Raw genomic sequence first — 13049 nt, forward strand, 5'->3', positions numbered from 1 at the left:
GTACGGAAGCCCTTCATGAGCCAACCCCTTTCTTCCCAGCCGGAATCGGCACAGCCTGTTGAAGATAACTGGCTGCGTTTTGTCGAACTGATGCAAAACGCCTACGCCGATGGCGTGGCATTGCCGTTGCTGCATCTGATGATGACCCCGGATGAGCGGGAATCTTACGGTACGCGTCTGCGGATTATTGAAGAGTTGATGAACGGTGAGATGAGCCAGCGCGAACTGAAAAACGAGCTGGGCGTCGGTATAGCCACGATCACCCGTGGCTCCAACAGCCTGAAAGAAGCGCCGCCGGAGCTGAAACGCTGGCTGGAAGCGCGTCTGGGACGCGCCTGATTACTGCTGATACAGCGGATGCGTGAACGGGCAGAGTGCCAGAATCAACGCCTGATGATATACGCTGGAGCGGGTCAGCAGGCCGTGCGTAAAGGCGCCAATCGCCCCACCTTTGTGTTTGATATTCTCCACACCGGTTAAGCGCGCCATTTCATCACCCAGCTCGTGACCTGCGGCCAGGCCGCGCATCACTACCGGTGGCAGCGTAAAGCTGGCAGAACGCGATTCACCGCGCTGCTGTGCATTCTCCACTACCATCCAGGCGAAGGCGCTATCGCCCTCGATACCCGCTTCTATCGCCACCCAAAAATCGGCATCGGCTTTTTTCTCACGCGCATTGACGACGCGCTGACGTGCGCCAGTTCGCGTTTCGGCATCACTAAGCGGCTGGGCAGCAACGCCACTCTCGACCTCGACCCCCTCAATATGGCAGGATCCTTCGCCGAAAACGTCGTTGAACGCCTGTGCAATCGCGCGGATTTTTGCCGGGTTGATGGTGGCTGCGACAACATGGTACATAATTGTTTGAACCCTCAAGGCAAATTTGTCGCAGTATAACGGAAATTAAGCATGCTACAGGTCTATCTTGTTCGTCACGGTGAAACGGTTTGGAATGCGGCCCGACGCATTCAGGGGCAGTCCGACAGTCCGCTGACGGAAACAGGTGAACAGCAGGCCCATCAGGTGGGCGAGCGCGTTAAATCGCTGGGCATTACCCACGTGATTGCCAGCGATTTAGGACGTACCCGGCGCACCGCAGAAATTATCGCGGATGCCTGCGGTTGCACCGTCACTGTCGATGCGCGTCTGCGCGAACTGAATATGGGCGTGTTAGAGAAGCGCCCCCTCGACGGCCTGACGCCGGAAGAGGAAAGCTGGCGTAAAACGCTGGTGGATGGCACCGAAGGTGGCCGTATCCCTGGCGGAGAGTCGATGGCGGAAATGGCGACGCGTATGCACGCAGCGCTGAATGCCTGCCTTGACTTACCGGCAGGTAGCCGTCCGCTGATTGTCAGCCACGGTATGGCGCTGGGGGTGCTGGTGAGCACCATTCTTGGCTTACCGGCGCATGCGGAGCGTCGTTTGCGTCTGCGTAACTGCTCAATCTCACGCGTTGATCATCAGCAGAGCGCCTGGCTGGCGGCGGGCTGGGTGGTGGAAACGGCGGGCGATGTATCGCACCTCGATGCACCCGCGCTGGATGAATTGCAGCGCTGACACGCTTGTTCAAATTCGTAGCGGCGCGATTTATCGCGCGTCTTTTAAACCCGCGCGATAAATCGCGCCGCTACGTGGAATGTGCAAGATGCCAGTCGCGATTAGCTACTGCGCCGGGCGAATCGGAATCAGGTATTCGCAGCGGATTTCCGTTGGCGGCTCACTACGCTTTTTACCGCCGTGGGTAAAGAAGCGCTCGATATCCTGCCCCTGACGACGTACCAGACCCAGCGTTGGCATACAGGTGCCGTACAGCAGCAGAATAAACTCCTGCAACGCAGTGCGCGGCCCGGTATAGGTGAACTGCACATAATCACCCGCTTCCAGAATCACGCTCTGGTTAGACTGCATGCTTTTCCCTAACTGATCGGCCGTCACTGCGGTGGTGTAGAGAATTTCCTGCTCATCATCTTTCTCGTGGCTGGCACGTACCTGATGCAGGCCGTAGAGCACCGGCGGCACGGTGTCGGTTTCCAGCAGGAACTGCTTCCAGAAATGCACACGCATTTCGTCACGATAGCTGGAGATCTGTTCCAGCGTGCAGCTGTAAATTTGCGTCTGACCCACCAGCACCGTTTCCGGCAGGGTGACATACTGCGGCTCAGGCAGGTGATTATCGTCCAGACGGATGGGGGGGCGGATACCGAAGGAGTTCCAGTCTGACGAACGACGATACCAGGCGGGCGTTTGGTTAAACTGCTTTTTGAACGCGCGGGTAAAGGTCTGCTGGGAATCGAAACGGTATTGCAGGGCGATGTCGAGAATCGGGCGGCTGGTCAGACGTAATGCGACCGCTGCCTTCGACAGCCGGCGTGCGCGGATATACGCGCCGATCGCGTGGCCTGTCACGTCCTTGAACATGCGCTGCAGGTGCCATTTGGAGTAACCCGCTTTCAGGGCGACATTATCCAGTGAAAGGGGTTGATCCAGATGACTCTCCAGCCAGACAAGCAAATCGCGAATGATACCGGCTTGGTCCATAAAACATCCTCATAACTCTCTGGTGGCGCAACTTATGAAGTCGTCGAATAATAGCACGAAATGCAAAAAGGCGAGAGGGCGGTTTTGTAAGTCGACTGTGCTACATCAATGCGGGTTGTTACCCATTTGGTTTGGTTCTGTTACCAATTGCCAGTACATTACATTCTCATCTATTCCGTTTGCAATGGTAACTCAATGACAGTAACTCGCCTTCTTATAGTCACCCTGGCAACTTTCGCTTTCTCTGGCCCCCTCTTTGCTGAGGAGATCGGCTCTGTTGACACGGTGTTCAAGATGTTTGGTCCCGATCATAAGATCGTGGTGGAAGCCTTCGATGACCCCGATGTAAAAAATGTAACCTGTTATATCAGCCGGGCAAAAACCGGTGGGATCAAGGGCGGATTAGGCCTGGCGGAGGATACTTCCGACGCGGCGATTTCCTGCCAGCAGGTTGGACCGGTAACGCTTAGCGATAAAATTGCACAGGGTAAGGCGCAGGGGGATGTGGTGTTCCAGAAGCGCACATCGCTGGTTTTTAAGAAGTTGCAGGTTGTACGCTTTTATGATCAAAAGCGCAATGCTTTGGTGTACCTGGCTTATTCCGACAAAGTGGTCGAAGGCTCACCGAAGAACGCGCTCAGCGCGGTGCCGATCATGCCGTGGCACTGATCATCGCCCATAAAAAACGCCCTGACGGGCGTTTTCTAGCTAGCTAGACGGCGTTTTTTTTGCGGATAACTCAGTCCTGCAGCTCGCCGCAGAAGCGGTAACCTTCGCCGTGAATGGTGGCGATGATTTCTGGCGTATCCGGTGTGGACTCGAAATGCTTACGGATGCGGCGGATGGTGACATCCACGGTGCGGTCATGCGGCTTCAGCTCGCGACCGGTCATCTTCTTCAGCAGATCAGCACGGGTCTGAATTTTGCCTGGGTTTTCACAGAAGTGCAGCATGGCGCGGAATTCACTGCGCGGCAGTTTGTACTGCTCGCCGTTCGGGCTGATCAGTGAGCGGCTATTGATATCCAGCTCCCAGCCGTTGAAACGGTAGCTTTCCACCTGACGGCGCTCTTCATTCGGCATCGCCAGATTCATGGTGCGTGACAACAGGTTGCGCGCACGGATGGTCAGCTCACGCGGGTTGAATGGTTTGGTGATGTAATCATCCGCACCAATTTCCAGACCAAGAATTTTGTCCACTTCATTATCACGGCCGGTCAGGAACATCAGTGCGACGTTCGCCTGCTCACGCAATTCACGTGCCAGCAACAAGCCGTTTTTTCCAGGCAGGTTGATGTCCATGATCACCAGGTTGACGTCGTTTTCCGTCAGGACCTGATGCATTTCGGCGCCGTCGGTGGCTTCATAGACCACATAACCTTCCGCCTCAAAGATACTTTTGAGGGTGTTACGCGTGACCAGTTCGTCTTCAACGATAAGAATGTGCGGGGTCTGCATGTTTCGCTACCTAAAATTTGCCAACAAATCGAAAACAGGGCGTACGGCGGTTGAACTTACTGCGGGTAATAACAGTATGCCGTTCACAACCGGTGTACGAAATAATCTTCGGAATACACCATCCATCTACGTCAACTTCAGTGTTAGCTCAGCCAGTCAGGATGAATATTTGCGTGCCCCGTGGGTATCGGACTGGCGCTTATCCTAACCGTATTAACAGCAACCTAACAGCACCAACAACAACCGATAAGCATAAAAACAACGCTTCGTTGACTTATATCAAATGCAAGTGTAGCACGTTAACACTTTTATGAAAAACTTCTCCAGGAATGCCAGCTTAGCTCACAAAAAGCAGCATTTTTGCTACATTTCAGCTGCATAATAGCAAAACAAAAATCTGCCGGAAATTATATTTCAATAAGATGATATCTAATGCTTTTATATTAAAATGGTCCGGAAATTTAGCTTTAATCCGTTAATTTATGCTACCCATCGGTTTTATTCGCTTTTAACATCCTTAACATCTTATTTTCTTATAGCGCTATGGTTGGTATTTTGCGGTCTGCATGCCAACATAGGCCGCGTTGTTAACAGTTCGATGGAAAAATCATGCATTTCCCCCTCATTCTTGTCTCTCCCGCCCGACCAGAAAATATCGGTGCGGCAGCCCGTGCGATGAAAACCATGGGATTTAGCGAGTTGCGTATTGTTGCCAGCGATGCCTGGCAGGACCCGGCAGCCAGGCGTGTGGCACATGGCGCGGGTGAGATCCTTGATAGCGTAAAAACTTATGACACGCTGGGTGCGGCATTACAGGATGTGGACTTCTCTGTCGCCACCACCGCCCGCAGCCGGGCGAAGTTTCGTTACTACGCCACGCCCGCTAAGGTGGAAACCATTTTGCAGGAGAAACGCCAGTGGCTGAGCCGCATTGCGCTGGTATTTGGTCGTGAAGATAGCGGGTTAACTAACGAGGAACTGGACCAGGTGGATCTGCTGACCGGGATCCCGATGGCCAATGATTATCCCTCGCTGAATCTCGGCCAGGCGGTGATGGTGTACTGCTATCAGCTTGCGGCGCTGAATCAGGTGGCGGCTCCAGCAGCAGAGCGGGCCGACGCTCAGCAATTGCAGGCACTACGCGCGCGTTTCCAGCAATTACTGGTGCGCCTTGAGGTCAGCGACGATGCCAAGATGGCTGACTGGATCGATCAACGCATCGGTTTGCTGGAGCAGCGCGACAGCGCCATGCTGCATCGCCTGCTGCATGATGTAGAAAAAAAACTTATAGATAATAACTCGGGTAAATCCTGAGTTTATAGTGACAGATCGGGAGTTGTGGCTATTTGCTGAACGATCCCGATAGCATTTTCCGGGCAAAGCGTAGCACTGCGTAGTGGCGAAAAATCCAGCAAAGGACAAATTCGTTGACTTAACCGGCACTTTGCTTTAATTCTGGAAGGCAGACGGACAATCAAGACAGACAGAAAAAAATCTCAATGCGTACAATCAGCCTGAACACCACAATTATTATTACCACCACCATTACCACAGGTAACGGTGCGGGCTGACGCATACAGGAAAAACAAAAAAAGAAGCCCGCACCTAAACAGTGCGGGCTTTTTTTTTCGGCAAAAAATTCAGGAGAGCTTCAACCATGCGAGTGCTGAAATTCGGCGGGACCTCAGTAGCCAATGCGGAACGTTTTCTCCGCGTGGCAGACATTCTGGAAAGCAATGCGCAACAGGGACAGGTCGCCACCGTACTCTCTGCGCCAGCGAAAATTACCAATCATCTGGTTGCGATGATTGAGAAAACCATTAGCGGGCAGGATGCGTTGCCGAATATCAGCGATGCCGAACGTATTTTTGCCGACCTGTTGCAGGGGCTGGCCGATACTCAGCCTGGCTTCGATTTTGATGGCTTAAAAACCCGTGTTGATCTCGAATTTGCTCAGCTGAAACAAGTGCTGCATGGCATCAGCCTGCTGGGGCAGTGCCCGGATGCGGTGAATGCCGCCATTATTTGCCGTGGTGAGAAGCTGTCGATTGCCATCATGGAAGCGCTGTTGCAGGCGCGTGGCCACAAGGTCACGGTGATCGATCCGGTGGAAAAACTGCTGGCGGTGGGGCATTACCTGGAATCGACTGTTGATATCGCGGAATCCACCCGCCGTATCGCTGCCAGCCAGATTCCGGCGGATCATATGATCCTGATGGCCGGTTTCACCGCCGGTAACGAGCGTGGTGAGCTAGTGGTGCTGGGCCGTAACGGTTCTGACTACTCGGCAGCAGTGCTGGCGGCTTGCTTGCGCGCCGATTGTTGTGAAATCTGGACTGACGTGGATGGCGTTTATACCTGCGACCCGCGCCAGGTGCCGGATGCGCGTCTGCTGAAATCCATGTCCTATCAGGAAGCGATGGAGCTGTCGTACTTTGGTGCTAAAGTTCTGCATCCCCGCACCATCGCCCCGATTGCCCAGTTCCAGATTCCCTGCCTGATCAAAAACACCGCCAATCCGCAAGCGCCGGGCACCTTAATCGGTGGCGAAGGCGAGCATGATGAGAATCCGGTAAAAGGCATCACCAACCTGAACAACATGGCGATGTTCAACGTCTCCGGTCCGGGGATGAAAGGCATGGTGGGTATGGCGGCACGCGTGTTTGCTGCGATGTCCCGTACCGGCATCTCGGTGGTGTTGATCACCCAATCGTCTTCTGAGTACAGCATCAGCTTCTGCGTACCGCAGAACGAGCTGGCGCGTGCGCGTCGCGTGCTGGAAGACGAATTCTATCTGGAATTGAAAGATGGCCTGCTGGATCCGCTCGAAGTGGTTGAGCAGCTGGCGATCATTTCCGTGGTCGGGGATGGCATGCGCACGCTGCGCGGCATCTCTGCCAAGTTCTTTTCCGCACTGGCGCGCGCCAATATCAACATCGTGGCGATTGCGCAGGGTTCGTCTGAGCGCTCTATCTCCGCCGTGGTCAGCAACGATGAAGTCACCACCGGGGTGCGTGTCGTTCACCAGATGCTGTTCGCCACCGATCAGGTGATCGAAGTGTTTGTGGTCGGCGTGGGTGGCGTGGGTGCTGCGCTGCTGGAGCAGCTGCATCGCCAGCAGGCCTGGCTGAAGCAGAAGCATATTGATCTGCGTGTTTGTGGCATCGCTAACTCACGCGCCTTGCTGACCAACGTGCACGGCATCGATCTCAGCAACTGGGAGTCGGCGCTGGCGGAAGCCAAAGAGCCGTTCAACCTCGGTCGCCTGATTCGTCTGGTGAAGGAGTATCATCTGCTGAACCCGGTGATCGTCGATTGTACTTCCAGCCAGGCAGTGGCCGATCAATATGCCGATTTCCTTGCTGATGGTTTCCACGTGGTGACGCCGAATAAAAAGGCCAACACCTCATCGTGGAATTACTACCAGCAGATGCGCGCCGCCGCAGAGAAATCACGCCGCAAGTTCCTGTATGACACCAACGTGGGTGCCGGTCTGCCGGTGATCGAAAACCTGCAAAATCTGTTGAATGCCGGTGATGAGCTGATCAAATTCTCCGGTATCCTCTCTGGCTCATTGTCGTTTATTTTCGGCAAGCTGGATGAGGGTGTGTCACTGTCGGCAGCAACCAACATGGCCCGTGAACTCGGCTTTACCGAGCCGGATCCGCGCGACGATCTCTCCGGCACCGATGTGGCGCGCAAACTGCTGATTCTGGCGCGTGAAGCGGGACATCAGCTGGAGCTGAGCGATATCGAGATTGAGCCGCTGCTGCCTGCCAGCCTGACGGAGATTGCCGACGTTGAGCAATTTATGCAGCGTTTACCGGAACTGGATAACGCCTTTGCGGCGCGCGTTGCCAAAGCACGTGATGAAGGTAAAGTGTTACGCTTCGTCGGCGCCATCGAAGAGGGTGGGGCCTGCAAGGTGAAAATTGATGCGGTGGATAGCAATGATCCGCTGTTTAAAGTCAAAAATGGCGAAAACGCGCTGGCTTTCTACAGCCGTTATTATCAGCCGATCCCGCTGGTTCTGCGTGGATACGGTGCCGGGAATGATGTGACAGCCGCTGGCGTATTTGCCGATCTGCTGCGCACTCTGTCGTGGAAGTTGGGAGTTTGATGATGGTAAAAATTTATGCACCGGCCTCGATAGGTAACGTCAGCGTCGGCTTTGATGTGCTGGGCGCGGCAGTTTCGCCGGTGGATGGCACCCTGCTGGGTGATTGTGTGTCGGTTGTCGCAGCCGACAGCTTTAGCCTGGTGAACGAAGGGCGCTTTGTCAGCAAACTGCCGACCAATCCCCAGGAAAACATTGTTTACCAGTGCTGGCAGCGTTTTTGTGAAGCGATTGGCAAAGAAGTCCCGGTGGCGATGACGCTGGAAAAAAACATGCCGATCGGTTCGGGTCTCGGTTCCAGTGCCTGCTCAGTGGTAGCAGGCCTGATGGCGATGAACGAATTCTGCGGCAAGCCGCTGAACGACACTGAACTGCTGGCGCTGATGGGCGAACTGGAAGGGCGTATTTCCGGCAGCGTGCATTACGACAACGTGGCACCTTGTTTCCTCGGCGGCGTACAGCTGATGATTGAAGAGGATGGCATCATCAGCCAGCCAGTACCGTCGTTTGATGAGTGGCTGTGGGTGATGGCCTATCCGGGCATCAAAGTCTCCACCGCCGAAGCGCGTGCCATTCTGCCAGCGCAATATCGTAAGCAGGACATTATCAAGCATGGCCGTCTGCTCGGCGGTTTTATCCACGCCTGTCACACCGGTCAGCCCGCGCTTGCGGCTAAACTGATGCAGGATGTGGTGGCCGAGCCGTATCGCACCAAACTGCTGCCGGGCTTTGCCGAAGCGCGTAAAGCCGCTGCCGATATCGGTGCACTGGCTTGTGGTATTTCGGGGTCCGGCCCGACGCTTTTCGCCGTTTGCAACGAGATGGCAACGGCACAGCGGATGGCAGACTGGCTGAGCCAGCACTATCTGCAGAATGAAGAAGGTTTCGTCCACATCTGCCGTCTTGATACGGCTGGCGCACGTAAATTGGGATAACGCATGAAACTCTACAACCTTAAGGATCATAACGAGCAGGTGAGCTTCGCTCAGGCAGTGAAGCAGGGCCTCGGCTCACAGCAGGGGCTGTTTTTCCCGCTCGAACTGCCGGAATTTGAACTGACCGATATCGACGCGATGCTGGAGATGGATTTTGTCACTCGCAGCAGCAAAATCCTCTCGGCTTTTATCGGTGATGAAATCGCCGCCCATCAGCTGGCTGAACGTGTCAAAGCCGCGTTTGCCTTCCCGGCACCGGTAGCAAAAGTCAGTGACGATGTGGCCTGTCTGGAACTGTTCCACGGCCCGACGCTGGCGTTTAAAGATTTCGGCGGCCGCTTTATGGCGCAGATGCTTTCCTACGTGAGTGGTGCCGATGAGAAGATCACCATTCTGACTGCCACCTCAGGCGACACCGGTGCTGCGGTGGCGCATGCGTTTTACGGCATGGAAAACGTGCGTGTCGTAATCCTCTACCCGCAGGGCAAAATCAGCCCGTTGCAGGAAAAGCTGTTCTGTACCCTGGGCGGCAACATCGAAACCATCGCCATCGATGGCGACTTCGATGCCTGTCAGGCGCTGGTGAAGCAGGCGTTTGATGATGAGGAGCTGAAAAAGGCGATTGGCCTGAACTCGGCTAACTCCATCAATATCAGCCGTCTGCTGGCACAGATTTGCTACTACTTCGAAGCGGTAGCCCAACTGCCACAGGAAAAACGCAACCAGTTGGTGGTGTCGGTGCCGAGCGGCAACTTTGGCGACCTGACAGCAGGCCTGCTGGCAAAATCACTTGGTCTGCCGATCAAACGTTTTATCGCGGCCACCAACGCCAACGATACCGTACCGCGCTTCCTCGCCAAGGGTGAATGGACACCGCATGCCACCGTGGCAACGCTGTCCAACGCGATGGATGTGAGCCAGCCGAACAACTGGCCGCGCGTGGAAGAGTTGTTCCGCCGCAAAACCTGGCGTCTGGGCGATCTGGCCTACGGTGCGGTGAGCGACGAGACCACCAAAGCCACCATGCGTGAGCTGGCGGCAATCGGTTATCTCTCTGAACCGCATGCGGCGATTGCTTATCGTCTGCTGCGCGATCAGTTACAGGAAGGTGAGTACGGCCTGTTCCTCGGCACTGCGCATCCGGCGAAGTTTAAGGAGAGCGTGGAAGCGATTCTGGAACAGACGCTGCCGTTGCCGGAAGCCCTGGCTGAGCGTGCTGACCTGCCGCTGCTGTCACATGATATGGCAGCAGATTTCGCCCCGTTGCGTGCGTTTTTGATGAAGTAACGTAAAAAATGGCTGGCGTATGCCAGCCATTTTTTTCATCCGGTGTAACGGCGCGATTATTTCTGTTCGTGGCGCTTAAACACTAACTCGTTTTCGCTGCTCTCTGCCGCCGCAAAGAAATACCCATCCACATCGAATTTCTTCAATTGTTCCGGCTTGCTCAGGCGATGCTGGATGACATAACGGCTCATCAGGCCACGCGCTTTCTTGGCATAGAAACTGATCACCTTAAATTTGCCGTTCTTCTCATCGAGGAAGACCGGTTTGATCAGGCGTCCGGCCAGTTTCTTCGGTTTGATGGCTTTGAAATATTCATCTGAGGCGAGGTTAATCAGCACATCATCACCTTGCTCCGCCAGCGCTGCATTCAGCTTCTCCGTCAGCAAATCTCCCCAGAAGCCGTACAGATCTTTCGCGGCGGGGTTCGCCAGTTTGATCCCCATCTCCAGCCGGTACGGTTGCATCAGATCGAGCGGGCGCAGCAAACCATACAAACCCGACAGCATGCGCAGATGCTGCTGAGCGAAGGTAAAATCTTTATCGCTGAAGGTCTCCGCCTGCAAACCGGTATAGACATCACCTTTGAATGCCAGAATCGCCTGACGCGCATTCTCCAGCGTGAAAGGCGGCTGCCAGTCATTAAAACGGTCAGCGTTGAGATGCGCCAGTTTGTCGCTGATGCCCATCAGCGAGGCAATTTGTGCCGGTGACAGGTCGCGGGCGACATCAATCAGCTGTTGTGACTTTTCTAACAGCGCCGGTTGAGTGAATTGTTGTGTCGCAAGCGGGCTTTCAAAATCCAGTGTCTTGGCTGGCGAGATTACCATCAGCATTATTGTGTCCTCGATTGACCCGCATATTTATCAGGGTATTAACGGAAAATTCGTTCGGGCGAGTGTAGCAAAAAAGCGGCACGGATCGGCAAATCGCTCCCATTTGCGAATGCTTAGTAAAGGGCACGCCACGACCTTGCACCGTGGTTCCCGCGTGATATTATCGCAACAGCCTTTTTCACCCTGACAGTCAACCAAAGAGAAAAGAGAACCATGACGGACAAACTTACTTCCTTGCGTCAGCTGACTACTGTGGTCGCCGACACCGGTGATATCGCGGCGATGAAACTTTATCAACCGCAGGATGCAACCACCAACCCTTCTTTAATCCTCAATGCCGCTCAAATCCCTGAATACCGTAAACTGATTGACGAAGCTATTAGCTGGGCGCGTCAGCAGAGCAGCAACAAAGAAGAACAATTGCAGCTGGTTTCTGACAAGCTGGCCGTCAACATTGGTCTGGAAATTCTCAAACTGATCCCGGGTCGTATTTCGACTGAAGTGGATGCGCGCCTGTCTTATGACACCGAAGCGAGCATCGCCAAAGCCCGCAGCCTGATCAAACTGTATAACGATGCCGGCATCAGCAACGATCGCATCCTGATCAAACTGGCTTCTACCTGGCAGGGCATCCGCGCCGCGGAGCAGCTGGAAAAAGAAGGCATCAACTGTAACCTGACCCTGCTGTTCTCCTTCGCCCAGGCGCGTGCCTGTGCAGAAGCGGGCGTGTTCCTGATCTCTCCGTTCGTTGGCCGTATTCTTGACTGGTACAAAGCCAACACCGACAAGAAAGAGTACGCTGCGCACGAAGATCCGGGCGTGGTTTCTGTTTCTGAGATTTACGATTACTACAAACAGCACGGTTACGAAACCGTGGTGATGGGCGCGAGCTTCCGTAACGTCGGCGAAATCATTGAGCTGGCCGGTTGTGACCGTCTGACTATCTCCCCGAACCTGCTGAAAGAGCTGGCTGAGAGCGAAGGCGCGGTTGAGCGTAAACTGAGCTACAGCGGCGAAGTGAAAGCGCGTCCGGCAAAAATGACCGAATCCGAGTTCCTGTGGCAGCACAACCAGGATCCGATGGCGGTGACCAAACTGGCTGAAGGCATCCGTAACTTTGCCATCGACCAGGGCAAACTTGAGAAGATGATTGCCGAACTGCTGTAAGTGATGACACCGTGGCGACGCCGTTCGCCACGGTTTTAATCTTTATTCTCCCTTTCGCTTTGTATTATCCTTCTTAAATCCCCCTTTATATTTATGCCGCTTGCGGTAAACCACAGCGATAACTCTATGGATACATTACGTATTGGATTAATTTCCGTTTCCGATCGTGCTGCGAACGGTATTTATCAGGATCAGGGTATTCCGGCACTGGAGAGCTGGCTCGGCAGCGCGCTAACCACGCCATTTGAGATCGAAACCCGGCTGGTGCCGGATGAACAGCCGATGATCGAGCAGGCGATTTGTGAACTGGTTGATGAGCTTTTTTGCCATCTGGTGTTAACCACCGGCGGCACCGGACCGGCGCGTCGTGACGTGACGCCGGATGCCACCCTGGCGGTGGCCGACCGTGAGATGCCGGGCTTTGGCGAGCAGATGCGTCAAATCAGCCTGCAATTTGTGCCGACAGCGATCCTGTCGCGCCAGGTCGGGGTGATCCGCAAACAATCGCTGATCCTCAATTTGCCTGGTCAGCCAAAATCGATCAAAGAAACGCTGGAAGGGCTCAAAGCGGAAGACGGTAGCGTAAAAGTACCGGGCATCTTTGCGGCTGTACCATATTGTTTACAGTTGCTGGAGGGGCCTTATGTCGAAACAAACCCGCAGGTGGTAGCAGCATTTCGGCCAAAAAGCGCGAGGCGGGAAACAAACGTCTGAAA

General features: G+C 54.5%; 14 protein-coding genes and 1 other annotated feature. Of the genes, 10 read left to right on the forward strand and 4 right to left on the reverse strand.

Annotated features, from left to right (window positions below):
- Positions 1-15 precede the first annotated feature (15 nt).
- Positions 16-339 carry a trp operon repressor gene (gene trpR, locus HA50_RS03205; protein ID WP_084872518.1) on the forward strand — a complete coding sequence of 108 codons (324 nt, stop codon included), beginning with the start codon at positions 16-18 and terminating at the stop codon, positions 337-339.
- Here the strand turns inward: trpR and yjjX are convergent, their stop codons facing one another.
- Positions 340-858 carry an inosine/xanthosine triphosphatase gene (gene yjjX, locus HA50_RS03210; protein WP_084872521.1) on the reverse strand — a complete coding sequence of 173 codons (519 nt, stop codon included), beginning with the start codon at positions 856-858 and terminating at the stop codon, positions 340-342.
- Positions 859-909: 51 nt separating this feature from the next.
- Here yjjX and gpmB point away from each other — a divergent pair, with 51 nt between their 5' ends.
- The gene (gene gpmB / locus HA50_RS03215) at positions 910-1557 is read left to right on the forward strand and encodes a 2,3-diphosphoglycerate-dependent phosphoglycerate mutase GpmB (RefSeq protein WP_084872523.1); all 648 of its coding nucleotides are present in this window, start codon (positions 910-912) and stop codon (positions 1555-1557) included.
- A gap of 105 nt (positions 1558-1662) precedes the next feature.
- Here the strand turns inward: gpmB and robA are convergent, their stop codons facing one another.
- Positions 1663-2538, reverse strand: a complete 876-nt coding sequence (gene robA / locus HA50_RS03220) for an MDR efflux pump AcrAB transcriptional activator RobA (protein WP_084872525.1) — start codon at positions 2536-2538, stop codon at positions 1663-1665.
- A 195-nt stretch (positions 2539-2733) separates the two neighbouring features.
- Between robA and creA the strand changes: the two genes are divergently transcribed.
- A complete protein-coding gene (gene creA / locus HA50_RS03225) occupies positions 2734-3207 on the forward strand; it encodes a protein CreA (RefSeq protein ID WP_084872528.1) in 474 nt (157 codons plus the stop codon).
- 70 nt (positions 3208-3277) lie between these two features.
- On the opposite strand, the gene arcA is transcribed toward creA, so the two are convergent.
- Positions 3278-3994: a two-component system response regulator ArcA gene (gene arcA / locus HA50_RS03230; protein ID WP_084872530.1), complete on the reverse strand. Its 717-nt coding sequence runs from the start codon at positions 3992-3994 to the stop codon at positions 3278-3280.
- Between the two features lie 609 nt (positions 3995-4603).
- Between arcA and HA50_RS03235 the strand changes: the two genes are divergently transcribed.
- The 5 genes from HA50_RS03235 (at position 4604) to thrC (ending at position 10333) form a co-directional block, all read left to right on the forward strand.
- On the forward strand, positions 4604-5308 hold the full coding sequence (locus tag HA50_RS03235) for a tRNA/rRNA methyltransferase (protein ID WP_084872532.1): 705 nt from the start codon (positions 4604-4606) through the stop codon (positions 5306-5308).
- A 185-nt stretch (positions 5309-5493) separates the two neighbouring features.
- Positions 5494-5565, forward strand: a complete 72-nt coding sequence (gene thrL, locus HA50_RS03240; protein ID WP_084878310.1) for a thr operon leader peptide — start codon at positions 5494-5496, stop codon at positions 5563-5565.
- Positions 5501-5623: a sequence feature (Thr leader region), on the forward strand. It overlaps the preceding gene by 65 nt.
- A gap of 28 nt (positions 5624-5651) precedes the next feature.
- Positions 5652-8114, forward strand: coding sequence for a bifunctional aspartate kinase/homoserine dehydrogenase I (thrA, locus tag HA50_RS03245; RefSeq protein ID WP_084872534.1), 2463 nt, complete (start codon positions 5652-5654; stop codon positions 8112-8114).
- A 2-nt stretch (positions 8115-8116) separates the two neighbouring features.
- Complete coding sequence (gene thrB / locus HA50_RS03250; protein ID WP_084878312.1) at positions 8117-9046, forward strand: homoserine kinase; 930 nt, start codon at positions 8117-8119, stop codon at positions 9044-9046.
- A gap of 3 nt (positions 9047-9049) precedes the next feature.
- Positions 9050-10333, forward strand: a complete 1284-nt coding sequence (gene thrC / locus HA50_RS03255) for a threonine synthase (protein WP_084872537.1) — start codon at positions 9050-9052, stop codon at positions 10331-10333.
- 56 nt (positions 10334-10389) lie between these two features.
- On the opposite strand, the gene yaaA is transcribed toward thrC, so the two are convergent.
- Positions 10390-11166, reverse strand: a complete 777-nt coding sequence (gene yaaA, locus HA50_RS03260) for a peroxide stress protein YaaA (protein ID WP_084872540.1) — start codon at positions 11164-11166, stop codon at positions 10390-10392.
- Between the two features lie 213 nt (positions 11167-11379).
- Between yaaA and tal the strand changes: the two genes are divergently transcribed.
- The gene (gene tal, locus HA50_RS03265; RefSeq protein WP_084872543.1) at positions 11380-12333 is read left to right on the forward strand and encodes a transaldolase; all 954 of its coding nucleotides are present in this window, start codon (positions 11380-11382) and stop codon (positions 12331-12333) included.
- Between the two features lie 126 nt (positions 12334-12459).
- Positions 12460-13047, forward strand: a complete 588-nt coding sequence (gene mog, locus HA50_RS03270; RefSeq protein ID WP_084872546.1) for a molybdopterin adenylyltransferase — start codon at positions 12460-12462, stop codon at positions 13045-13047.
- Positions 13048-13049: the final 2 nt, after the last annotated feature.

The sequence above is a fragment of the Pantoea cypripedii genome, assembly GCF_002095535.1.
Classification (GTDB): Bacteria; Pseudomonadota; Gammaproteobacteria; order Enterobacterales; family Enterobacteriaceae; genus Pantoea; species Pantoea cypripedii.